General features: G+C 60.2%; 21 protein-coding genes. 12 read left to right on the top strand and 9 right to left on the bottom strand.

Features of this window, described 5'->3' with window-relative positions; translation table 11 throughout:
* The first annotated feature begins 12 nt into the window (after window positions 1-12).
* Window positions 13-1,023 carry a rhamnose ABC transporter substrate-binding protein gene (locus ABXS05_RS17735; protein WP_367624849.1) on the top strand — a complete coding sequence of 337 codons (1,011 nt, stop codon included), beginning with the start codon at window positions 13-15 and terminating at the stop codon, window positions 1,021-1,023.
* Between the two features lie 159 nt (window positions 1,024-1,182).
* Window positions 1,183-2,232, top strand: coding sequence for a hypothetical protein (locus ABXS05_RS17730; protein WP_367624848.1), 1,050 nt, complete (start codon window positions 1,183-1,185; stop codon window positions 2,230-2,232).
* Window positions 2,233-2,255: 23 nt separating this feature from the next.
* Here the strand turns inward: ABXS05_RS17730 and ABXS05_RS17725 are convergent, their stop codons facing one another.
* Window positions 2,256-2,615: a pentapeptide repeat-containing protein gene (locus tag ABXS05_RS17725; RefSeq protein WP_367624847.1), complete on the bottom strand. Its 360-nt coding sequence runs from the start codon at window positions 2,613-2,615 to the stop codon at window positions 2,256-2,258.
* Between the two features lie 98 nt (window positions 2,616-2,713).
* Entirely contained in the window at window positions 2,714-3,361 is a 648-nt protein-coding gene (locus tag ABXS05_RS17720; RefSeq protein ID WP_367624846.1) for a glutathione S-transferase family protein, read from the bottom strand.
* Between the two features lie 160 nt (window positions 3,362-3,521).
* Here ABXS05_RS17720 and ABXS05_RS17715 point away from each other — a divergent pair, with 160 nt between their 5' ends.
* The 3 genes from ABXS05_RS17715 (at window position 3,522) to ABXS05_RS17705 (ending at window position 6,954) form a co-directional block, all read left to right on the top strand.
* Window positions 3,522-4,436, top strand: a complete 915-nt coding sequence (locus tag ABXS05_RS17715) for an aminotransferase class IV (protein WP_367624845.1) — start codon at window positions 3,522-3,524, stop codon at window positions 4,434-4,436.
* Window positions 4,437-4,833: 397 nt separating this feature from the next.
* Complete coding sequence (gene sthA, locus ABXS05_RS17710; RefSeq protein WP_311937363.1) at window positions 4,834-6,222, top strand: Si-specific NAD(P)(+) transhydrogenase; 1,389 nt, start codon at window positions 4,834-4,836, stop codon at window positions 6,220-6,222.
* Window positions 6,223-6,276: 54 nt separating this feature from the next.
* Window positions 6,277-6,954: an HAD family hydrolase gene (locus ABXS05_RS17705; protein ID WP_367624844.1), complete on the top strand. Its 678-nt coding sequence runs from the start codon at window positions 6,277-6,279 to the stop codon at window positions 6,952-6,954.
* 277 nt (window positions 6,955-7,231) lie between these two features.
* On the opposite strand, the gene ABXS05_RS17700 is transcribed toward ABXS05_RS17705, so the two are convergent.
* Window positions 7,232-7,861: a DUF4893 domain-containing protein gene (locus ABXS05_RS17700; protein WP_367624843.1), complete on the bottom strand. Its 630-nt coding sequence runs from the start codon at window positions 7,859-7,861 to the stop codon at window positions 7,232-7,234.
* A 153-nt stretch (window positions 7,862-8,014) separates the two neighbouring features.
* Between ABXS05_RS17700 and ABXS05_RS17695 the strand changes: the two genes are divergently transcribed.
* From ABXS05_RS17695 to ABXS05_RS17680, 4 genes are all read left to right on the top strand, one after another.
* Window positions 8,015-8,860, top strand: coding sequence for a lytic transglycosylase domain-containing protein (locus tag ABXS05_RS17695; protein ID WP_367624842.1), 846 nt, complete (start codon window positions 8,015-8,017; stop codon window positions 8,858-8,860).
* A gap of 463 nt (window positions 8,861-9,323) precedes the next feature.
* Window positions 9,324-9,590 carry a hypothetical protein gene (locus ABXS05_RS17690; RefSeq protein ID WP_367624841.1) on the top strand — a complete coding sequence of 89 codons (267 nt, stop codon included), beginning with the start codon at window positions 9,324-9,326 and terminating at the stop codon, window positions 9,588-9,590.
* 419 nt (window positions 9,591-10,009) lie between these two features.
* A complete protein-coding gene (locus ABXS05_RS17685) occupies window positions 10,010-10,513 on the top strand; it encodes a class I SAM-dependent methyltransferase (RefSeq protein WP_311937346.1) in 504 nt (167 codons plus the stop codon).
* Between the two features lie 52 nt (window positions 10,514-10,565).
* Window positions 10,566-10,925, top strand: coding sequence for a DUF4180 domain-containing protein (locus ABXS05_RS17680; RefSeq protein WP_367624840.1), 360 nt, complete (start codon window positions 10,566-10,568; stop codon window positions 10,923-10,925).
* 1,156 nt (window positions 10,926-12,081) lie between these two features.
* On the opposite strand, the gene ABXS05_RS17675 is transcribed toward ABXS05_RS17680, so the two are convergent.
* The 6 genes from ABXS05_RS17675 to ABXS05_RS17650 are packed head-to-tail and all read right to left on the bottom strand — an operon-like array spanning window position 12,082 to window position 18,811.
* Entirely contained in the window at window positions 12,082-12,420 is a 339-nt protein-coding gene (locus ABXS05_RS17675; protein ID WP_311937522.1) for a slr1659 superfamily regulator, read from the bottom strand.
* 21 nt (window positions 12,421-12,441) lie between these two features.
* The gene (locus tag ABXS05_RS17670; RefSeq protein WP_311937338.1) at window positions 12,442-12,996 is read right to left on the bottom strand and encodes a slr1658 superfamily regulator; all 555 of its coding nucleotides are present in this window, start codon (window positions 12,994-12,996) and stop codon (window positions 12,442-12,444) included.
* 4 nt (window positions 12,997-13,000) lie between these two features.
* Window positions 13,001-15,349 (bottom strand): SpoIIE family protein phosphatase, encoded by a 2,349-nt coding sequence (locus tag ABXS05_RS17665; RefSeq protein WP_311937336.1) that lies wholly within the window; start codon window positions 15,347-15,349, stop codon window positions 13,001-13,003.
* Complete coding sequence (locus tag ABXS05_RS17660; RefSeq protein ID WP_367624895.1) at window positions 15,346-16,521, bottom strand: class I SAM-dependent methyltransferase; 1,176 nt, start codon at window positions 16,519-16,521, stop codon at window positions 15,346-15,348. Before ABXS05_RS17660 ends, ABXS05_RS17665 begins: the two co-directional genes overlap by 4 nt.
* Window positions 16,522-16,526: 5 nt before the next feature.
* Window positions 16,527-17,051, bottom strand: a complete 525-nt coding sequence (locus ABXS05_RS17655) for a ubiquinone biosynthesis methyltransferase UbiE (RefSeq protein WP_311937334.1) — start codon at window positions 17,049-17,051, stop codon at window positions 16,527-16,529.
* 41 nt (window positions 17,052-17,092) lie between these two features.
* Window positions 17,093-18,811 (bottom strand): putative bifunctional diguanylate cyclase/phosphodiesterase, encoded by a 1,719-nt coding sequence (locus tag ABXS05_RS17650; protein ID WP_311937331.1) that lies wholly within the window; start codon window positions 18,809-18,811, stop codon window positions 17,093-17,095.
* A gap of 509 nt (window positions 18,812-19,320) precedes the next feature.
* Between ABXS05_RS17650 and ABXS05_RS17645 the strand changes: the two genes are divergently transcribed.
* From ABXS05_RS17645 to ABXS05_RS17635, 3 genes are all read left to right on the top strand, one after another.
* Complete coding sequence (locus tag ABXS05_RS17645) at window positions 19,321-19,707, top strand: class I SAM-dependent methyltransferase (protein WP_367624839.1); 387 nt, start codon at window positions 19,321-19,323, stop codon at window positions 19,705-19,707.
* A 283-nt stretch (window positions 19,708-19,990) separates the two neighbouring features.
* Window positions 19,991-20,461 carry a Ros/MucR family transcriptional regulator gene (locus ABXS05_RS17640; protein WP_367624838.1) on the top strand — a complete coding sequence of 157 codons (471 nt, stop codon included), beginning with the start codon at window positions 19,991-19,993 and terminating at the stop codon, window positions 20,459-20,461.
* A gap of 677 nt (window positions 20,462-21,138) precedes the next feature.
* A complete protein-coding gene (locus ABXS05_RS17635) occupies window positions 21,139-23,859 on the top strand; it encodes an excinuclease ABC subunit UvrA (RefSeq protein ID WP_367624837.1) in 2,721 nt (906 codons plus the stop codon).
* Window positions 23,860-24,013 lie beyond the last annotated feature (154 nt).

The raw sequence follows: 24,013 nt of genomic DNA, 5'->3' as shown, positions 1-24,013 counted from the left end.
AGGAGACAAGCCATGAAAAAAGCGACGAGAACCCATCTGATCCTGACCACGGCCGTCATGCTGGGCGCCCTGGCGGCCCCGGCTTTCGCAGCCGAGAAATGCGCGAAGGAACCCGTGACCGTCGGCTTCCTGCCCAAGCTCGACACCGATCCCTATTTCCAGGTCGCCAGGACCGGGGCGGAGGAGGCGCAGAAAGAGATCGGCGGCAAGGTGATCCAGCAGGCGCCGTCCCAGGCGACAGCCGAAGCGCAGATCGAGTTCATCAACAATCTCGTGTCCCAGAAGGTCGACGTCATCGCCATCTCCGGCAATGACGCCAATGCCGTGGCGCCCGCCCTCAAGCGCGCGGCCAAACAGGGCGTCAGGATCGTCTCCTATGATTCCGACGTTTCGGAAGCCGCCCGTTCGCTGTTCTTCAACCAGGCCAAGGGCGACAGCCTGGCCGAGATGATGCTGGAGAGCATGGGCCAGATGATCGGCTATGAGGGGGATTTCGCCATCCTGTCCTCGACCCCGACGGCGACCAACCAGAATGCCTGGATCGACTTCATCAAGAACAAGATGAAGGAGCCGAAATTCGCCAAGATGAAGCTGGTGCAGATCGCCTATGGCCAGGAAAGCGAGCAGGTCAATCAGCAGCAGGCCCTGGCGCTCGTCCAGGCCTTCCCGAACCTCAAGGGCATCATCATCCCGGCCGGCATCGGCCTGCCGGCGGCGGCGCGCGCCCTCGACCAGGCGGGCAGCCTCGGCAAGGTCAAGCTGACGGGGCTCGCTCCTGCCACCCTGATCAAGAAATACATCCAGAACGGCTCCGTCCAGGACATCTGGTGGAACGTCAAGGACCTCGGCTACCTGACCTATTACGGCGCCCAGCAACTGGCGCAGTGCAAGATCGCCGGCAAGCCGGGCGACAAGTTCAAGGCCGGGCGCCTCGGCGACTACACGGTGGGCGAGAAGGGCGAGGTGGTCCTCGGTCCCGCCAAGATCGTCACGCCGGCCAATGTCGAGGAATTCAAGTTCTAGCCGAACCGGCGAAGGGGGAGGACCTTTGTCATGCCCGGGCTTGACCCGGGCATCCAGCGCTCCGGTCGTCGCTGCTTCGAACGCAAGACTGGATTGCCGGGTCGAACCCGGCAATGACAAGGGTCGAGCCACCTTCGTTCAGACATTCGGGACATTCGCATGCCGCAATCCTTCTCGCTCGACTGGTCACACGGTCAGGTGACGGTGCATGACGGCGCCGCCGCTCTGGGCCGCGTGCGCTTTCGCCTCGAGGATGGTCGCTTCGTCGAACCCTTCCACGAGGCGCCTTGGATCACGGCCGGCGAGATGGTCGAGCCGGGCCTGGAGAATCTGCGCGGCGATTGGCCCTGCCTGCCCTTTGGGCGGCTCTATGGCGGCGATGATCCGTTGGTCGGCGCCTGGCGGAGGCTGGTGGATGCCTCGCTGCCGGAGACTGCCCATCCGCTGGTCTCGAGCGACCGCCTGCTGCATGGCTACAGCGCGGCTGCCGAATGGAAGCTGGTGTCTCGCACGCAGGATGCGATCACGCTTGGCCTCGATTATCCCGGCGACTCGCCGGTCGAGCGGATCACGCGCACGATTCGGCCAATCGACGGGCAGCCCGGGCTGGAGGTCTGCGTCGAGATCCGGGCTCGGCGCCGTTGTGTCAGGCCCTTCGGCTTTCATCCCAACTTCGCCCTGCGCGGTGCGCCGGGATCCTTCCGCATCGAGCCCGGCCCCTATCGGTTCGGCCTGACCCATCCGGTCGCGGAGCCGGCGGCGCGGGCCGAACCGGATCGCCGGTTCACGACACTTGCCGAGGTCGCGGTCAAGTCAGGCGGGCACGAGCGTTTCGACAGGCTGCCCTTCGCCGATGACCGCGAGGACATCCTGCAACTCTGCGGCATCGAGGGCGGCGTGCATCTCGTCGACGAGCACGACCGGGTTGCCTGGGATCTTTCCTGGGACACGACGAAGCTGCCGTCCTGCCTGCTATGGATGAGCAATCGCGGGCGCAAGTTCGTGCCCTGGAACGGGCGCCACCTGTGCGTCGGCGTCGAGCCCGTGGCCTCGGCGTTCGATTTCGGATCTGTGATCGCCGCCTCGGACAATCCGATTGCCCAGTCCGGCGTGCGCACGGCGATCACACTCGAGCCGGGAACGCCGCTCACGCTCGGCTGGCGCATTCGTGGCCACGCCTTGGCGCTAACCAGACCGGAAGAAATCTGAGCTTTTTCGACCTGTAGGGACCGCTATCTCGGAAATTCCCCCTTTGTGAACACGTGTCCCTGCGCGCTTGCTTCTTGGAAACTGGCGCCGTTTAAGTCGGCTCCGTCAAAAATCGCTGCATCCAGCGCCGATCCGGAGAACGTCGCATGGGCGAGTCTTGCCCCCGAGAAGTCGCATGTTTTCACATTGCAATCGGTGAAGTCCGCATCTCGGAGATCAGCGTTCCTAAAGCTGGCGAGGATAAAACTTCCAGTGAAAATCGCACCGCGAAGGTCAGAATCGCTGAAATCGTAGAAGCGATCATCGAGATCGAAATCTCGAAAATCCCTGTCCCCTGCTGCGTAGCGGTCAAGGATTTCCTGGGTTTTGGAATCGCGGCTCATACGATCACAGAGGTCAGAAACTTTTCTGCAGTCAAGAGTTCCTGGCTAAGAACATCTAGCTCGTAGATTCTGTCGGCTGGACTTTGTGAGCGTATGTTTTAACGGTCTGATGGGGCGTTGACCGCAAATTGGGCGGCAAAGGCCCTGACATAGGCGGGCCGGGCTTCGCCGCGAGCGACATAGGCCGCCAGGTTTTGATATTCGTCCAGGAGGCCCGACATTCTCAGGCGCAACAGCACGGATACCATCAACAGATCACCGGCGCTGAACGCCCCGTCGAGCCAGTCGGCAGTGCCCAGGCGCGCCGAGAGCTGGTCGAGCCGGGCGCGAACGCGGTCCTTGACCAGCGGCAGGCGCTCCTCGCTCCAGGGCTTGTCGGCTTCGAATATCCTTGCTGTCGTCAGGTCGAGGATCGGCGGCTCGACGGTGTTGAGCGCGGCGAACATCCAGGTGATCGCCCGCGCGCGGGCATTGGGATCCTCAGGCAGCAGGCCCGCATGCTGCTCGGCAAGGTGAAAGACGATCGAGCCTGTCTCGAACAGCGACAGGGAACCGTCCTCATAGGTGGGGATCTGGCCGAAGGGATGGAGGGCCAGATGGGCAGGTGCCTTCATCTCAGCGAACGAAACCAGGCGAACCTCGTAAGGCTGGCCCACTTCCTCGAGCGCCCAGCGCACGCGGGTATCGCGCGCCAGTCCCTTGCCGCCGTCGGGCGATCGTTCAAATGCCGTGATGGTGATCGTCATCGTGTCGGTTCCCTTGCCTGGCCGAATGTCCCGGCCTCCTCTCGTGACGACGAACGAGCCGACCGGAGGGCGACATCAGCCTTGAATTATTTCGAGGGCCGGGCGCAGATCGCGCATGTTCGATTCCGATGAGAGATCGCAGGGACAAGAGTGGGGTCGCATGAACTATCCTGCCGGAACAGCCTATATCGATGGCGCCTTCGTGCCGATGTCGGAAGCCAAGATCTCGGTGCTCGACTGGGGCTTCCTGCATTCGGATGCGACCTATGACGTCGTGCATGTCTGGAAGGGCCGCTTCTTCCGTCTCGACAGCCATATCGAGCGCTTCGCGCGCTCGGCCGACAGGCTACGCCTCACTTTACCGGTCTCGCCCGGCGAGTTGGCCCGGATCCTCGCCGAATGCGTCGCCCGCTCCGGTTTGGAGGATGCCTATGTCGAGATGGTGCTGACGCGCGGCACCTCGCCGACCTTCTCGCGCGATCTTCGCGAGGCCCGTAACCAGTTGATCTGCTTTGCCATTCCCTTCGGCTGGATCCTCAAGCCCGAACAGCGCGAGGCCGGGCTTTCGATCGTGCTGTCCGACATCCGCCGCATCCCGCCGGATTCGGTCGATCCCACCGTCAAGAACTATCACTGGCTGGATTTCGTCATGGGCCTTTACGACGCCTATGACCGCGGCGCCCAGAGTGCCGTGCTGACGGATGCCGGGGGCAATCTTGCCGAAGGCCCCGGCTTCAACATCTTCACCGTGCGCCAGGGCCGGATCGCCACGCCGGATCGCGGCGTGCTGCGCGGCGTCACCCGCCAAAGCGCCATCGAACTTGCCGCCGAGTTCGGCTTTCCCCTGGAGGAGCGGGTCGTGGCGGCGGCCGAGGCGCTGGCAGCCGACGAGGTCTTCATCACCTCGACGGCCGGCGGCATCATGCCGGTGACGCGGATCAATGCCGCCGCCGTCGGCGAGGGGCGCATGGGGCCGGTCACAAGGGCGCTGCTCGAGGCCTATTGGGCCAAGCACACGGATAGCGGATGGTCGACGGCGGTCGCGGATGTGCTGCCGGGCCGGCGGGCAGGGTAGGGCGCGACGGACGTTCTGCGCGAAGCGGCTGTCGCAGTCGCACATCTGACGAATTCAGTATTGAGCGCAGCGACGGAAGGGGGAGAGTGGAGCAACAGGTCAGAAAATGGGGAGGTCGCACCACTCTACCCCACTCGACCTCGCTACGCTCGGTCACCCTCCCCGAAGTCGGGGAGGGATCCTTGCGCCTGAATGCGGCGGCCGCTTCGCGGCGAAGGCAAATGTGCTTCATTCTGCCGGCAGCATGGCAGATGGTTCGACAGTGCCGTGGCATTTTTTCTTGTCTCTTGGCAGACGGCAGCCCTATGTGCATTCATGCTGTCATGCAGCATGACGATGCTGCGGGGCATTTCCCGCCTTTCGACACCTTGTTCCAACGGCCTAGAGACTTCCCTCCATGTATGATTATGACATGCTCGTCATCGGTTCGGGCCCGTCCGGCCGGCGTGCCGCCGTACAATCGGCCAAGCTTGGCAAGTCGGTCCTGGTGGTGGAGAAGGGGCGGCGCGTCGGCGGCGTGTCGGTGCATACCGGAACGATTCCCTCCAAGACGCTGCGCGAGACGGTGCTCAATCTTTCGGGCTGGCGCGAGCGTGGCTTCTATGGCCGGGCCTATCGGGTCAAGCAGGATATCGGCGCCACCGATCTGATGGTCCGCCTGCAGAAGACGCTCGACCACGAGGTCGAGGTGCTGGAGCACCAGTTCAGCCGCAACACCGTGCGCACGGCCCGCGGCGAGGCGCGCTTTCTCGGCCCGCACGAAATCGAGATCACCACCGAGACCGGAACCAAGAGCACGGTAACGGCGAACTACATCCTGATTGCCTGCGGCACGCGGCCCTTCCGCCCCGATTACGTGCCGTTCAATTCGGACAATGTCTTCGACAGCGACGAGATCATCGAGCTGCCCCGGCTGCCGCGCAGCCTCACCGTGATCGGCGCAGGGGTGATCGGCGTGGAATATGCCACCATCTTCAGCGCTCTCGACGTCGCCGTCACGCTGATCGAGCCGCGTTCGAGCTTCCTCGATTTCATCGACAAGGAGCTGATCGAGGAATTCATGCATGAATTGCGCGATCGCAACGTCTCGCTGCGCCTGGGCTCGCCGGTCGTCTCGATCGAGCGCGAGGAGAGCCGCGTCGTCACCAAGCTGGGCGATGGGCGCAAGGTCTCCTCCGAGATGCTGATGTTCGCGGCCGGGCGCGTCGGCAATACGGATCGGCTCAACCTCGATGCCGCTGGCCTGAAGACCGATCACCGCGGCCGCATCGGCGTCACGCCCGCCACCCTGCAGACCGAAGTTCCGCACATCTATGCCGCCGGCGATGTCATCGGCTTTCCCAGCCTGGCCTCCACCTCGATGGAGCAGGGGCGGGTGGCCGCCTGCCACGCCTTCGGCCTCGATCCACCGCCGCCGCCCGAATATTTCCCCTATGGCATCTATTCGGTGCCGGAGATCTCCACCACCGGCCTGACCGAGGAGGAAGTGCGCCAGAAGGGCATTCCCTACGAGGTCGGCATCGCCCGCATGCGCGAGACCTCGCGCGGCCACATCATGGGGCTCGACAGCGGCATCATGAAGATGATCTTCTCGACCAAGACCCGCCGCCTCCTCGGCGTGCACATCCTGGGCGAGGGGGCGACCGAACTGATCCATATCGGCCAGGCCGTGCTCAACCTCAAAGGCACGATCGATTATTTCATCGAGAACACCTTCAACTATCCCACCCTCGCCGAGGCCTACAAGATCGCCGGCCTCGACGCCTGGAACCGGATGGGGCGCTGACGCGGTTCGTTCCGTGCCACGTCCGCCGTTCGCCTAACCTCACAGGAGTTCGCCGTGTCCCCTGACCGCAAGCTCGTCGTCCTTCTCGACGTCGACAACACGCTGCTCGACAATGACCGCTTCGGCGAGGACCTCGGCGACCATATCGAGGAAGCCTTCGGCGCCGACCAGCGCGCACGCTACTGGGCGATCTACGGCAAGATCCGCGACGAATACGGCTATGCCGACTATCTCGCTGCGCTCCAGCTCTTCCGCGCCGGGCTGGACGATGATCCCGACCTCCTGCAGATGTCGAAATTCCTGCTGGAATATCCCTTCGCCGAGCGCGTCTTCCCCAAGGCCCTGGAGGCGATCGCCTATCTCAAGACGTTCAGCGCTCCCGCCGTGCTCTCGGATGGCGACATCGTGTTCCAGCCGCGCAAGGTGCAGCGCGCCGGCCTGTGGGACGCGGTGGAAGGGCGGGTGATGATCTATCTGCACAAGGAGCAGATGCTGGATTCGGTGCAGCGCCACTACCCGGCCGAGCATTACGCCATGGTCGACGACAAGCCGCGCCTGCTCGCCAAGATGAAGGCTGTGATGGGCGACAAGCTCACCACCATCTTCGTGCGCCAGGGCCACTATGCCCTGGAAGCCGACATGAGCACCATCGAGCCCAAGCCCGACGTCACCATCGAGCGCATCGGCGATCTCCTAGCGCTGGATCGGACGGCCTTTACAAAGGTGGCATGAAACCGGGGGCGAGTTTTCGACCCCCCATCTCAAGGTCATTCGGAACAAACCGGAGAAAGGCTGGATAGGGCATCACGACCCCTCATCCGCCCCTACGGGGCACCTCTAGTCAACTCAAGAGCGTTGACGACACCCGCAAGGGGAGAAGGCGACTGGCTCGTGCTGCGACTTCAAAACAATCCCCTTCTCCCCTTGGGGGAGAAGGTGCCGGCAGGCGGATGAGGGGGGTGCACCGCTCTATCGGCACTCCATACCCGGCATTTCTTTCCCGGCAGGCTCAGCGCACCAGTTCGAGGATTTCGAGCGTGCTGCAGCAGGTTTGCGGCAGTTCCAGGCGCAGCTTGCGCGGGCCGGCCTTGAAGAGATAGGCGACCGCATCGGATTTGGGCGAGGCGCCATAGGCGACCGGCGGATCGTCGCCATTGGCATTGCCGCCGAGGAAGACGAAACGGGTGTTGCTGACGCGATAGAGAAAGCCGCTGACGCGCTGGGAGCCGTTCACCTTGGCGAAGAAGAGCTTGCCGCCGCGCTCGCTGATGGCGCATTTGAAATAGGGATAGGTATAGACGCTGCCCTTGCCGTCATTGGTCTTCGAGCCATCGTCGAGCTGGGCGCTGCGGCAGCGCCAGGTGCCGACGAGTTCGCGCGTATTGGCGATCGGCCTGGGATCGCCGGCGAGGATCTCCTCCAGGGCCATGCCGTCGGCGGTGTGGCGGGCATTGGAGCCGAGCACCGCATCGATGGCGCTGCGGCGCGTCGCCTCGAAGTTCATCAGGCGGGTGCGGTCGGCATCCTCGATCGACACGGGCAGCAATGGCGTGGGATCGAAGTCGGAGGCGGCCAGGGCCGTGCCGGCGGAGGCCGCGAACCAGGCGAAAGCGGCGACGACCCAATGGCATCTAGTCATGATGGAACTTCCAAGTGGCGGGGCGTCCTGTTTGCACCAGTCGACGCGATCCTGGCAAGGCGGGCCCGGCGTCATGGGTCATCGCATGGCATCTGGAGCGCCGCAGTGTTTTCGCCTAAATGCTAGCTTGCCCCCAACGGCGAGACATTGTCTGTGAACGTTCGTTATCTCATTGCAGCAGCGCTGCTGTCGGCAGCTTTCGTTTGCCTTGCCATGCCGGGGAAGGCTCAGGCCCGCCAGGAGAGCCTGGACGAGGCGATCTGCCGCCTGATCGAGACCTCGGCGCGTGCCAACGACATTCCACCCGAGCTCTTCACGCGGCTGATCTGGCGCGAAAGCAGCTTCCGGCCGCACGTCGTCTCCAGTGCCGGCGCGCAGGGCATCGCCCAGTTCATGCCGGGCACGGCCGCCGAATGGCAACTCGACGATCCCTTCGATCCCGAAAAGGCGATACCGGCCTCGGCCGCCTATCTTACCGCCCTGAAGAAGCAGTTCGGCAATTGGGGCCTGGCGCTGGCCGCCTACAATGCCGGGCCCAAGCGCCTCTCCGACTGGCTGGCGGGTGGGCGCTACCTGCCCTCGGAAACGCGCGCCTATGTCTATTTCATCACCCATCGCAATGTCGACGATTGGGTTTCCGGCGACGGCCTCAAAGCCGGGGAGGAACCCGCTGCCAAGCCAGTCGATTGCCTCGCCGTCGTCACGGCCGTGCGCAAGGAGGTGCCGCGCCTGATCGAGGGGCCCTACGCGCCTTTCGGCGTGCAGCTCTCCGGCAATTTCTCCAAGGCCATCGCCATCGCCTCCTATGAGCGGGCGGTCAAGCGCTTCCCGGCCATCCTGGCGGGCCGGGAGACGCTGATCCTCGGCACGCGCATGGCCGGGCGCGGCCGGCGAGCCTTCTATCGCGTTCGCCTGCCGGCACGCAGCATGCGCGAGGCCAGCCTCATCTGCGACAAGCTGCACCGGGCCGGCGGCAGTTGCGCGGTGCTGCGCAACTGAAGCCGATACGGCCGGTGCAAAGAAAAAGCCGGATGCGGGGGCACCCGGCAGTTGGGTCGTTGGGTCGGGCCACAGAGCCCGAGGAAACTACGAGTGCGTCAACAGCTCGAAGTCATGCGGGCGGGCCCGCTCGAATGCCAGGAACGGTCTCAAGGCATCCGACTGGGGACTGAACCGGTGGGCCGGGATTTGGTTCCATGCTTCGTGCGAAAATTTTTTGAGTTGCCACGAATGCGCTGCCGAGAGCGTCGGCTAGGGCGTGACGGCTTTGTCGATATTAGAACATATCATGAACAAAAAGCTCGACAGCCACGGCACCCTCGCCTAATTTTCCGGTCTCGATTCCGAAATCCTCCAGCGGTTTGCCGGCAACGGCAGAGACCAGGCCGGGTGGGATTCGTGCATCGTCCCGGTGGAGCGCGATATCCGCTGGTTCCAGTTTTCTGAACAGGGAGATCCGTCAATGACGTCGCAAGCCAGCAAATCCGAACAGGCTTTGCCGGAGGATCTGGAGGCGAGCGTGGAGCGCGTCATCGCCGATTGCGACGGCGATGCGCGGATGGCCGTGCGCGTCCTGCTGGTCGCCAACAGCCACGCCATGTCCGAAATCGCTGCGATCGAAGCCGAGATGGCCAAGCTCCTTGCCGACGTCTCGCGCGGCTATGCCCGCGGCCACTGGGAGTGGCTGCTGGAACGGGCCGAGATCGGCATTCCCTATTCCCGCGGATAACCGAACGGAAGCTGGTGCAGCCCGGCGCCCCTATCAATGCAGGCAGGAAAAGAAAAAGCCCGCTTGCGCGGGCTGGGAGGTTAGACGAGAGAGAGACGAGCTGGAAAGACGCGAACAACACGGCAGGGAGGGGATCTGTTCGGAGATTGCCGCGCCGTTCGCAGAATCAACTTAGCCGGTACGCTGTGTTCGCGCACACCGGCAAATTTGACGGACATTCGGAGGGACCCGCATGCGGTGGCTGTCAGGCCGCCCGGCGTCGTGGAGCCCGCAGGATCGCTTGCCTCGCTCGGGGCCGGTGGCTTATGACGATCGGCATATCCGGTCCGGAGGCTGCATCCGAGAGCCGGCTCCCGGCGCCCGCCGGGACGGCGGCCCGAATGGCCGGCCGGGATTTCTGCAATGATGTGAAATGGATAATGAGCTACCTCGATAATTTCATCAATCGCATGACGGCCCAGCGCAATTGCCTCGACCTTGCCGTCGAACTCGTCCGGGGGATCGAGGGGCCGGTGCTCGAATTCGGCCTTGGCCATGGCCGGACCTATGACCATCTGCGCCAGAACTTTCCCGATCGGGACATCTATGCCTTTGAGAACCGGGTAAGCCCCAATGTCTTCGTGCGCCCGGCGGATGAACTGCTCTTCCTCGGCGACATCGCCGATACGATCCGCACTGCCGCGGCGCGCCTGCCGCGCAAGGCGGCGCTCGCCCATTCCGACCTCGGCCTCAAGGACAGGCAGGGCGCCGTGCCGATCGTGGCCGACATCATCGCCTATCTGCCCGGCTTGATGGCGAAGGGCGGCTTCTACATCTCCAATGTCGACATCGCTCTGGTCGACGGCAGCGTGCCGCCCGCCTTCCGGCGCCGAGACTTTCCGCAGGCGACGGGCGACCAGTATCACATCTACGAGATCGTCTGAGGTCGGAGCCACCGGCACATGCCGCTGCGACGGGCCGCTTAGGAGAATAGTCATGAGCGACAGAGTCGAGGAGATCCGGGGCATCCGGGTGCTCATCTGCGCCGAGGACGGTAAGAAACTCGCCGGCGAAGGCGATATCAACGGTTTTCTCGGCAAGGCCTGGGAGCAGGAAGCGACGATGGTGGCGATCCCTGTCGCCCGGCTTGTCGACGACTTCTTCCGTCTGCGCACGCGGCTCGCCGGCGCCGTGGTGCAGAAGTTCGTCAATTACCGCCTGCGTCTTGCCGTGATCGGCGACATCTCGGCCTGGGTTGCCGAGAGCGACGCCCTACGCGATTTCGTCCGCGAAGCCAATCGCGGCCGGGACATCTGCTTCGCCGCCGATTTGGCCGAGCTGCGCAGCCGGCTGTAAGCCGGCAGGGATTGGACGGGTGTTTCCTGCAGCCACACCTGTTGGCGCCGAGGCTCGCCGAGGTGAAAGTTCCGGGCGGAATCGTAGCAGAGGCCGCAGATGACGGTGACGCCCGCCTGCGCTTCCTTTTCATCGCCCCAGACATAGTCGGCCTTGGCCAGACCGGTCTCGCAGGCATCGCACCAGGCATCGGATCTGGGATTCACCGGATCGTCGCCGAACCAGAAGCCGACACGATAGCCACGTTGGGCACCCTGGACGATGTGCTGGCAGACAAAGGCCGCCTGCTGCCGTCCGTGGATGGGGCAGTGAATGGTTCTGTCTGCTGGATCCACGATCGGCCCCGGCGGCTCTTGGTGACGATGCACGATAGGTTGTCCGGTCCGATCTGACAATCGTGTCGGGCTCGGCACGCCTGCCGGCCTGCCTGTTGCTTAGAGCAAAGCGCGTTCAGGCGTGAACGCTTTTTTACTCTAACTCTTTGATTCGACGCGACTTTGCGATTCTTGGTGGTTCAACCAAATCGCAAAACGCTTTAGTGCTTCGATGGTCTCCATGGAAGATAGGAGGGGCCCTGTTGTATTGGCGACAGTTCCCAACGCTTCGCGGATCCTTGTTCCCAGTTGATCATCCGAGCCAGTCGCCGAACGGATGTTGATGGCGAGTGCGAGAAAAATGGTGCGAGGCCATGGCCGTTTCTCCACGTCGGAGCGAATGGAGGCGACGATGTTTGAGTGTCCATTTCCTGGCACCGAGTTTACCCGGTAGCCCACCTGTCAAAGGTGCCGGCGCCTGTAACTCCCAGTATGACGGCATTGGGCGTGGCGGTGTCGATGGCATCGCCTTCGGTCGGCAGCACGGCAGGCATCCAGCTGGCTGCACCTGTCGAGTTCTGCGCCTTTAACCATGCCGACCAAACAATACGCGGTCAGCATCATTGTCACAAGTAGATCATCGAAATGGGGACAAGTGTGACACATTTTCTTCGCTGCAATGTGTCACCCAGAGCCATGAACCACGTCTTTCAAGTAGAATTTCTATGGAAGAACAAGATGATCTCTATTCGATTTGAAGGCTGCCTTGCAGAGATCTCTTGCTAAGCAATCCAGATCTTGAAGCCGACGCTTACTACCATCGCCTGCCTTGGCCGAACGGGTCAATCGATCTGCAGGGAGATCGCCTGGTGGAGCTTCTTGAGATTGGGTAGGGACTTGCTCTGCCAGGGAATCTCGGAACTGCCGCGCACGACGAGCGTCACGTCTGGGTGCTTGCGCACCTCGATTGTAAACTTTGCCAACAAGTTAATTCCTGAAGAATTGAGGAACTCGAGATCGGTCAGGTCGAGGACAATCGTCGGCGGCGCGGCCGTCAGGATGTCAGTCATGAGTGTCATGATCGGAGCATAAGCATCCGTTCCCGACAGGCGCATCGTGCCGTCGAAATGGATGACATTGTCTTCGGCCCAGACTCGATATTCGTCAGTCGTGATCTCAATATTTGGCTTCATGGTTCACTGTTAAAAATGAGTGACGGGAAGGGTGGCGAATGTTCCTACATGCACCCGGCTGCCATCTTCAACGGGGTTGAAAATCCAGGCCAGGCGAGCGCCATAGTCATTCATCAAGGTCAGCAATCCAAGACCCGATCCGGAAGTCTCTGGATCTGCAGCGTTGGCTTCGATGCGCTCGATGAGCAGGTCACCAGGGTCACCAACAGTAATTTCAGCGAGCAGGGCCTGGAATGAGGTGGCCGCGTTGGCGCTGACAACATTGGAAACCTTCACTTTAAAGGCATCGGTATCCATCGCCGCCTCGACTCTGATTTCGCCGGGCTCATGGAACTTGACCGCATTCTCGATCAACTCGTTTACCAGGTACCCGATATTGTGCCGGACCGCGCGATAGTCGTTGCGTGAAGTTCGGAATGGCAGGGCGAATATGTCGGCGATGAAATCCGATGTCGTTGCGCAATGGTGCCATCGCAGGTCGAGGGGACCGTCGAATAGGCTCACGCGGCTCACGCGTTCGTTCATACCGATCACAATGTCTTTCGATCCGTACAAAGTGGTCATGATGTTACCTGTGCCTAATAACGACGAGCGTTATGTCGTCGTGGATCTTACTGGTTCCAATGTAGTCCATCAGATCTTGAATAATCCCGTTCTTTATTTCCTCAGCGCTCGAGCCATGACGCTGACGTGCGCTCTCGACAAGACGATCCAAGCCGAACAGTTCGCCCTTCCCACCTTCGGCCTCGGTCACACCATCGGTATGTAGCACCACCACGTCACCGCTTGCGAAAGCTATGTTGCGGGTGGCGACAAAAGGCGAAATGTCCTTTTCGAGTCCAATCGGAAATCCCAGATCAATGGTATCGATACGCTCAACTCCACCGCCTGCACGCACCACCACGACTTCCTCGTGCTGGCCCGAAAGCGTGAGCTTACCATCCTCATAGTCTAGAAATGAGAGCGACAGATGCTTGTCCGAATTGGTTCGCTCGAGATTTTTGAATATTGCTCGGTTGAGTCGATCAAGGAACTGGGCGGGATTATTCTCGCCGGTTTCTTGGAGCGCACGCGCTACCGACTGCACCATCAGCATTAGAACGCCGCTCTCCAAGCCGTGGCCGGTGACGTCACCGATGCCCACCTTAAGCTTCTTGCCGTCCCGCAATACGTCGTAATAGTCGCCCCCCACCTCGTCCGCGGGGCGCATGTAGGCTGCGATCTCTACCCCTGGCATTGCGGCTAGTTCGCGCTCTTTGGGGAGCACCATTTTCTGGATCTGGCGGGCCACGTCGAGTTCGGCACCGAGCCGCAAATTTTCGCTGCGCAGCTGTTCGTTAAGCGATGAAATTTCCAGGTTAGCGCTCTCGAGATCGCGCGTGCGATCCTCGACGAGCTTCTCCAGGTTCTCGGTATGGTAGCTTATCTCCTCGGCCATTCGATTGAATGCCACCCCGACCTCGCCGACCTCATCCTTGGTCGGAATGTGGACCCGAACAGAATAATCCTTGGCCTGCAGCTTACGCGCCGCTCCGGCCAAGGCGCTGAGGCCAGCCGTGATGCGTTTCGACAGACCGAATACCGCTGCAAATACAATGCATAACGCAACGAAAATTGCTGCGAGTTGATAAAGAAGAATACGGTTTGTCGCCTTGGAAATACTATCCTGAGCGGCAATCAAGGTGGCGTATATCTCGTGCTCGGGAACGACGATGCCGACCGTCATTGTTTCCTTGGTTATCGGGCCGGCACTCCACATGTTCGTCGGTCTGAGTTTTTTGAGGACGACGATGTAGTTGACCTTTTCGCCGTTCCGGTCGAGCGAAATGGTCTGTATGACGCCATCGTTGTTCTGATCGAGTGGTAGCGCCGCGACTGCAGCGTCGGTGCTTTTGCGCAGTGACCGGTCGAACACCGTCGGGCTCGAATTGCCGATGCCCAGTGTTTTCTCACCCTCGGGCGTGACGGCGAGTACATTCCCATTGGACATAGCGAGGAATGCAAACCCGGTGTCTGCAATCTTCACGCTTTGCACGATGTCTGCCATCTGATCCAATGTAAGGTCAGCACCAACGACGCCGGCGAGGTCCTTGCGGTCCTTGGTCCATACGGGTTCGAAGAAACTGACGATCAGCTTGCCCGTGACTCCGTCCTTATAGGGCGAAAGCGTCGTGATTTTCTCGTCGACCGGCTTGCTCGCGGGATCCTTGAGCCACCGCTGCCAATCCTCGTAAAGTTGAGGAAAAAAGAAGTCCCACCAATTCGTTGCGTTATGGCCCGGATAGACGCGATCGAACGTGGTGCCTTGGTCAGTATAGGGGGTTGAACGCAAAATGGGAGCGCTCTTTGGGCCGATATAGTAGACTTGCAGCTTTCGTGTGCCGTTAGCCTGGACTGCGGGACCGAAAATGTTGAAAGCCGTGCTGTCGCGTACGACTTTTGCAACGTCTGGCGGCAGGTTTTTGGTCGCATTGAGGAGGTACCCCCAAACCGTCACCGCTGACGGGTCACCAGCTCCATTTTGCCACCAATTACTCGATGGATTGTAGGTAAGCGGAGTGGAGAACGTCGGATCGCGCTCGATTGCCTCCCCCACCGTGGCCGCGATTTGGGGATGATCGATCAGGGCCTGCGTCGAGCCAGCAAGAATATTCACCTCCGTATGGACCTGATCGAGCAGAAGATCGGTCCGTTCGGCAGTGGTCTCGATGTAGTTGTGCAGGTATTCGCCGGTTGCCTTCGTCAGGCCGAGACCGACTTGCTGGGTGGCATCCACCGAAAGTCGGTTCACGTTCCAAAGAGCAAGGCCGCCACTGATCAACAGATCGAACAGGACTGCGCCACCGACAACCAGTACAAACTTCGCTCGGAACGAGCGCAAGCCAAACCGCGACGAATTTCCGCCTTTCGCACTCATAGCGGCTTTCGTCCCGACGCAACCCAGATCGGCCAGCCAGCGTATCCCTTCGGATGCAATGCTGCGAAGATATGGTCCTGAAAGCCTTTGCGAAACTGCTTGATGAACTCGGGATCGTCGCCGCGTTTCTGGGACATTTCTCCCGCGAATGTATCCTCCCACGCCTGGACGATATCGGCGAAATCCTGCGGGTCACCATCGAGATTGGTGACCATGAAGGATTCTGCACGAATATCATCAAAACCGGCATCCATCAGATAATGCCGGCTCTTGGGACCCAGTTCGAGATCCATGTTGAAATGGCCGAAGAGTTTGGACAGTTCGTTATATGTCCATTGAATGGACTCGCCGCGAGGTTCTCCCAAGCATTGCGAGATCTTCTCATTGGTTACATATACGCGGCCGCCGGGCTTACAGATTCTGTACATTTCCTTGAGGATCAGCGCAGGGCGATCGAATATCTGCAACGAGTGGCGACAGGTGACGAGATCGAATTGATTGTCTTCGAGCAGCATCTCCGAGGCATCGCCGTAAATATACTCGATCCCACTGATCTTGAACTCCGACGCCACCCGACGTGCATAGGCAAGACTGGAGCGCGAGTGGTCGAGGGCGACAATTCGCGCGGGTGTGAATTCCTTTTGAACGAGTGCAGCGAAATCGCCGATCCCGCAACAGATATCCGCCATGTAGACCCCAGCCCGCATGCCGTGGCGAGGCAAGATGTTGCGTTCGTGCCGCCATGTCATCTTAGTTTGGGTGCGCAAAACCGGAATGAAGCCGCCTTCTTCGAGAAAGCTCTGACCTGGATAGAAGCTGGCGTCATACTCCTGGACTTTGATGGCCGGTTCGATCCGACTCAGGCGGCCGAACTTCTCAGTTGTCCATCCGACCACGCTGGAGGTCACGATAACAAACTGCATGTCCGGCCTCGCCCGGCTGGCGTCCAGCATCTCACGTGCGAACGCATGGAATGCCAGGTTGTTCATCTGCGCAAGCCGCCGTACGTTGAGATAGAACACGCCACTCACACGGTTGATCGAATCCCGCAGCAACGCCAAGCTTGACGCCATCTCGTTCAAGGACTGGGGACGCAATGTGCCAGAAAGCGAGTATTCCTGATTGCTAAGGTCGAATTGCGCATTGAAGCGTACATCGTAGGCGAAGGTGATCGCGCTCAATGTGTCAAGCCTCCAAGTGGCAGATCGACAGAGAGCGTTATGGTGTTGTCGCCAACCGTGGTTAGGGTCACCGCAGCGTTGTAGCTGATGGCTAATTCGACCAGGAGCATGTCACGGCTCAGGTCGGCGGCGTTCGACAACGAGTCCATGTAGTTGGCTTCAGCGTGACTGCCTCGAAGGCGGATCACCGCCTGCTTGAAGAAATCACGTTCATCTTCGCTACAGGTGAAGGTGAGCTCGACCCTTTCGGTATCGCCGTGGCGCGAAATCTTGCAGACGAAAGTTCCCCCGACATGGTTGCTGCGGAAGGTGATCTCCAGCAACTCATTGAGTGCAGATGAAAACAAGTTTGCAAATAGTACAGAGTCTGGCCGATTATGGCTAATCACCCGAGCTAAGAAGGTGGCGATATAATCGCAATGTGTCCAATTGGAGTTGAACGCCTCCATTTCCATGTCAATTTGTACCATGATACGAAAATCATGATCCAAGCTATCGTTGTGCGTGACGTTCGGCGCCATATTACTCTCTGCTATTGCGATGCCTGGCGGAATGTGTCGATTCAGTTGACGCGCTCTCGACGTCTTCGTGGGGCTCCGGCCTTGGAAGCGAATATCCGTGCTCTCTCGGCACTCATGGCCTGGCCGAGATGGTGGCCCTGGAGGACGTCACACCCTTCCTTGATCAGCCATTGCGCTTGCACGGCCGTTTCCACCCCTTCGGCTGTCACCATCATGTCCAGACCGTGCGCCATGCCGATGATTGCCCGTACAATTGTCTGGCTTTTATGCTCTTTTTCGACATTTTGAATGAAGTACTGGTCTATTTTCAATGAGTCGAAGGGAAAATTCTTGAGATAGTTGAGCGACGAATATCGCGTGCCGAAGTCGTCTAGGGAGATGCGGATACCGAGTACGTTCAGCGTATTCAGGGTGTCCAAATTATCGACGGTCTCCTCCAGCAGCACTGACTCCGTGATTTCCAGTTCTATTCTGTCTGCGTTGATGCCGGTACTATCGATGACCTGAGCCACGATGTCAGTGATGGACCCGCCGAGAAACTGCGCGGGCGATAGGTTGACGGCGACATTCAGAGTTTCTGGCCAGGTCATCGCTTGTTTGCATGCTTCCTCGAGCACCCAGCGGCCGATTTCATCCATCAATCCATCCGCTTCGGCGATAGGAATGAACACATTGGGCGTTATCCGCCCGATTTCCGGGTGATCCCAACGCACCAGCGCCTCAAAGCCGACGACCTTGCCCGATGAGCGGAGTAGGGGTTGGTATTCAAGCAGAAGTTCGCGTCGCTCCAGCGCCAGTCGAAGGCTGCGTCTTAGGCTTTCTCGCTGTTCGATCAAAAGCATCATCGAGCGATTGAAGGTCCGCGCACAACCCCGCCCCTCTCCCTTGGCAGCATAAAGCGCGATATCAGCCGCCTTCATCAGTTCCTCGCTCTGCGTACCATGCTGAGGGCCGAATGCGATGCCCACGCTGGCGCCAACGAAGAGCGGTATTTCATTGATCATGAAGGGTATCTTGAAAGCATCAACGAGAGCTTGTGCCACACTCTCGGCTTCGATCGGGTCCTTGCCAAACTGGATGATCGCAAACTCATCGCCAGCGTAGCGGAAAGCCGAATCGCCCTCCTGCAGCACACCTCGTATCCGATCGGCAGCCATTTTGAGCAGGGCGTCGCCCGTGCCGTGTCCCAAGGTGTCGTTGACTGATTTAAAATCGTCAAGATCGATCTGCAGCAGCGCCGAACGCGTATGCTGGCCGTCGGTCGCGGCCAAGATCTCCTTGAGCCGATCACTGAGGCGTTGCCGGTTCTGGAGGCCGGTCAACACGTCATGATTGGCTTGATACATCAGCCTGTTGTGCTCGGCCTCCGCGCGCCTTGCAGGAGAATTCGCCACTTCGATCAGGCCGATCCCGTCGGCGGCGGGAAACGCCCAGGCTTCCATTCCTTGGTTGGACGCGGTGGCAATATTGAGGATCATAGGAGCCCTGGTAGCAAGTACCTTGTCCACTGCCTTCCGCGCTTCGCCCGTAGCAACGCCAGGATAGATATCAAACAGGCTCGCACCAATTGACATACTGCCATTGCGCACAGTCCCAAGCTGGGCTGCGAATTGGATAAGTCTTAATTCTCCATCGTAGAAAGAGATTAATTCCTGTGTATGTTTTAGAAATTCTGAGAGAGCTTGCTCGCCCGCTTCAATCTTTTCGACCTCTACTGGGGTCCCTTTTGGTAACCTAAACTTTCTCCAAAAGCGGAACAATTCCAGATCCTCTGACGGTTGTTCAGACAGTCATATATTCACGGTAAATTCCTACTCCGATTTCCGTACGGGATACAATTCAGAATGTCGATTCATTGACGAAAACATTGCGAAGAACGGTCACGGCGCTGGAACGATTCAAATAGGTGAGCCGCAAGGTGACGGCCGACACACGACCGATTGTAGCCATGTGGGGTTTCGCCGAAGTGTAACTGCGAGCGGGGCTGCGGATAGCCGCTCCGTCGCCTGGCCTCCATCAGCTTGGGCCGGCAGACCCGGCTGGAGCTCGAAAGCCCAGGCGTCTGCGGGCGTCGAGTTAAGGTGATGGCACAACTGGCGAAGGGAAGGCTCGTCGAGGGATCGAGGATCAATCCTCCTCCATTGCCGTCTGCGTCGAGATCAATCCACGCCTCGTCAAGATCGGCCGCAAGCTGTTGCCGGAAGCACGATGGATCTGCGCCGACCTGCTCGACCCTCGGTAAGGGTGGAAGGATCAACTTGAGGCAGCCGTGTTCGACTGGGCCATTGTCAGCCCGCTCTTCGGGAAGGTGGCAGCCTCGAGTGATCGTCGCGGCTTCAAATCCTTCGAGTTCGCCGCGATCGATATTGCGTCCGAAATCGCGGACAATGACGTATTCATCCTGCCGCAAGGCTCGGCCTCGTTTCGCTATTCCGGTCGTCCATGCGTCGAGCGTCTGACCTTGGGAACGTGCATCGGGTTCGAGCAGCGAACAGGCCTATTCATGGACTGCGGCATCGACACCAGCATCTATCGCGGTCAATGGCGCGACGTCGCACCCTTGTGCGAGATCGTCACGATGAAATTTTCTGGTTGGCTGAGACGTCCTCGGGCCCAAGCCTCGGCGGACGGATGTGTGCGGCTCGTCTTGTTTTAAGGGAACTGGCCGGTGTTCCAACAGGTGCATGTAGATCGAATGTTCTCTAATCACTTATTTTTATAGTGATTTGCACAGAGGGCACGAGCGATCGAAACAGAATCCGAAAAGGCTCGAAATAGTGCACAGGCAGCCATGATCATCCCCGAGGATGATCTTTACAGTTACTGGAATTTGCCGGAGAATCTGAGCCAGCGCAGCGAACGGGTCCACAATGCTGCGTTCATAAAGAAAAACAGCACTCACTTCGACATCACCACAAAAAACAAGAAGGTGACTGAATATGTCTGAGGACGACGCAAGTCTGGTCGACCTGACAGTCGACATCGTCTCTGCCTATGTTTCCAACAACCAGGTTGCCACCGCATCCCTCGCGGATCTGATCCATTCGGTGCACAAAGGACTAACGGATCTGAACAATCCAAGGTCGGTCGAGGCGGTTACCCCGCCAAAGCCCGCCGTTCCGATCAAGAAATCCGTCACCCCGGATTATCTGATCAGTCTGGAAGACGGGCGCAAGTTCAAATCGCTGACCCGGCATCTGCGGACGACCTATGAAATGACGCCCGAGCAGTATCGGGAGAAGTGGGGCCTGCCCAGCGACTATCCCATGGTTGCGCCGAACTATTCAGCTACCCGCGCGCGCCTGGCCAAGGAACTCGGACTGGGCCAGATGAATCGAAAGGCGAATAGCGCACCGCCACCGCCACCGCCTCCCGCGCCCAGCAGGGGCAGAAAGAAAAAGGCGTCATAGCGGCCTTGGCGTAGGGCGGAATGAACCAAGCGCATCTGGTCACGGACGTTCTTGTCGGCCTGCGGATGTCTATGGATCACCCATAAATATCGGGATGGGGCGCCGTTGAAGCGTTCTTGCCATACCGGCACGCCGTCAGGCAGCTTGGGATCGTCTTCCTCGATTTCAAGCTAGGATGGCGTGCCGTCCCTTTGGCGAAGTCGCCGGCACATGGGAGCCCTCCTTGCGCAGCCTTTCCAAGGCTCCGGAAAAGCCTTCGGCAGTGCGGTGAGTTCCTCGCATTTGACGACATTGACGATCTCCGCCCTCGTATCCAGCCACTTCACGGCCCAGAAGCGGACATAGCTCGGCAGCCGGGTATAGATGCCGGTGGCCGAAAATCACATCTGAGCAATCCACAGCGGTCGAGCCTTCGGTTCATTCGGAGGAGTTCTGTAAAAACCTGTCTGATCTTTGTGATCGGATTACCACCGCGGAGCACCGTCTCTTGGCGGCCGTCGATAGCGGTGACGACAAGCACATAGAGGATATTCGCCATCGATTGGACAGGCTATATCGCCAGTTCATCTACCTGTGAGCTTGGTTATGGCGTGATTTCCTGTGATGTCGTCGATTTGGACGCTGTTCCGATGGTGTCGAAATGCGAGGCCGTGCAGGGATGGCGCGGGAAAAGTGGAATGAAGACAAGAACTCCGCCTGTTGGGGCGAGCATTTCTGGCAATGGACAGGTTGAGCGTCCCTCATGCGTGCAGGTTCGCGGAGCGCGTCAGAACAACCTCAAGAATGTCGACGTCGATATTCCGCGCGATGCCTTCGTTGTGTTCACCGGCATATCCGGCTCGGGCAAGTCGTCGCTCGCCTTCGGAACCCTCTATGCGGAAGCGCAGCGCCGCTACCTGGAATCGGTCGCACCTTATGCGCGTCGCCTGATCGATCAGGCTGGCGTGCCGGAGGTCGATGCGATCGACGGATTGCCGCCCGCCGTCGCGTTGCAGCAGCAGCGCGGTGCGACGAACGCGCGATCCTCCGTCGGCAGCGTGACGACGCTCTCCAGCCTGGTGCGGATGCTCTATTCGCGCGTCGGCGCGTATCCACGCAATCAGCCAATGCTCTATGCGGAGGATTTTTCGCCCAACACCGTGGCCGGGGCTTGCCCGACATGCCATGGGATCGGTCGCGTCTATGACGCGACCGAGAAGACGATGGTGCCGGACGATACGCTCACCATTCGCGAGCGGGCGATCGCCGCCTGGCCGCCGGCGTGGCACGGCCAGAACCAGCGCGATATCCTCGTGTCGCTCGGCTATGACGTCGATACGCCATGGCGCGATCTGCCGAAAAAGGATCGTGACTGGATTCTCTTTACCGACGAACAGCCGACGGCACCGGTCTATGCGGGCCTGACCCCCGAGCAGACCCGTGTCGCACTCAAGCGCCGGATGGAACCGAGCTATCAGGGCACCTTCACCGGCGCCCGTCGCTACGTGCTGGAAACGTTCGCCAACACGAAAAGCGCTTTGATGAAGAAGCGCGTTTCCCAATATATCATCGGTCGCGATTGCCCGACCTGTCATGGCAAGCGCCTGAAGCGCGAAGCTTTGTCGGTGAAATTCGCCGGGCTCGATATCGCCGAGTTCGGTGACCTGACGCTGCTGAAGCTCATGGATTTGCTGACGCCCATCGCGCACGGCGAGTACGGGGAAACCACGGCAACCCCGAAGGGCCATATCCTGAGCAAGGTGGCCCGTGATGCGGCGGTCGAACGCCGGGTTGCTGCGGGCGGTTCGGCGCATAAGAGCGCGCCCGATGTGCGCCGCACTCCCAACCTTTCCGATGAAAAGCGGGCCGCCGCGCAACGCCTCGCGTCCGAATTGCTCGAACGGCTCGGACCGCTGATCGATCTTGGCCTCGGCACCATCTCGCTCGACCGCGGCACGCCGACGCTTTCCTCCGGGGAACTGCAACGTCTGCGCCTTGCGACCCAATTGTCATCCCAGCTTTTCGGCGTGGTCTATGTGCTGGACGAGCCTTCGGCGGGATTGCATCCGGCGGATGGGGAAGCCTTGCTCTCGATCCTCGAGCGGTTGAAGGCGGCGGGTAACTCCCTGTTCGTTGTCGAGCACGATCTCGACGTGATCCGCCATGCCGAGTGGCTGGTCGATGTAGGACCGGGCGCCGGCGGGAAGGGCGGCGAGGTGATCTATAGCGGGCCGCCCGAGGGGTTGGCCGACGTGGAAGAATCGATCACGCGCCGCTATCTGTTCGCTGCACCCGTGGCCAATAATAGGACACCGCGCCAAGCCAGAGCATGGCTCCGTCTGGAGGGCGTGACCCGCAACAATCTGCACGGTCTCGATGTCGCGTTTCCGATCGGCTGCTTCACGGCGGTCACGGGCGTATCGGGATCGGGCAAGTCCAGCCTTGTGAGCCAGGCGCTGCCGGAACTCGTTGCCGAACATCTCGGCGGCCCCCCGCCGACGACCGAAGACGAGGATGTCGATCCGCTGCTCGACGTCGCGCAGGAGGAAACGGAAGGACGCATCACCGCAGGAATGGAGTACATCCGGCGCCTGGTGCGGGTCGATCAGAAGCCGATTGGCCGCACTCCTCGCTCGAACCTCGCTACCTATAGCGGCCTGTTCGACCACGTGCGCAAGATCTTCGCCGATACGCCCCTGGCCCGCCAGCGCCGCTACAGTCCCGGCAGATTCTCGTTCAATGTGGCACAGGGCCGATGCCCTGTATGCGAGGGCGAAGGCTTCGTGATGGTGGAATTGCTGTTCCTCCCCAGCGTCTATGCGCCCTGTTCGACCTGCCATGGCAGCCGCTACAACCCGCAAACGCTGGAGGTCGAATGGAACGGACGCAACATCGCCCAGGTCCTGGAGATGACGGTGGACGAGGCTTGCGGGTTCTTCGCCGAAGAACTGCCCATCCTGCGACCCCTCGACGTGCTGCGACAGATCGGCTTGGGTTATCTGCGGCTCGGCCAGCCTGCGACAGAATTGTCGGGCGGTGAGGCACAGCGCATCAAGCTCGCAACGGAGTTGCAACGCGCGCAGCGCGGCAACACCATCTACATTCTGGACGAGCCGACTTCGGGTCTGCACCCCTCCGACGCCGATCGTCTGATGCGGCATCTGCAGGGACTTGTCGATGCCGGCAATACGGTCGTGGTCGTCGAGCATGACATGCGTGCCGTTGCCCAAGTCGATTGGATCGTCGACCTGGGACCGGGAGCCGGCGAAGATGGCGGCCATATCGTCGCCAGCGGCATTCCCAACGATGTTGCCGACGCGAAAGGAAGCCTGACCGCGCCCTATCTGAAGGTGGCGTTGCAACCGTTTGGCGCGGCGGCGACAGAAGAGGATGAGACAACGACAGTTGCGCCGATGTGAAGAGGTTCTAGGCGCTTTCTCCGGGCGAGCGGTCGCATGGTAGGAGGCAATGCGGCAGCGCGAAGCAATAATCCAGGATCGCCATAAAGTAGGGTTTCCAGTGCTTTGCGGTGTTTCTCAAATGATCGAAAGTAATGATTAGCTCCTGTCACGC

It is taken from the genome of Labrys neptuniae, from assembly GCF_040797145.1.
Taxonomy (GTDB): domain Bacteria; phylum Pseudomonadota; class Alphaproteobacteria; order Rhizobiales; family Labraceae; genus Labrys; species Labrys neptuniae.
This window is presented reverse-complemented; position numbering and strand designations above follow the sequence as displayed.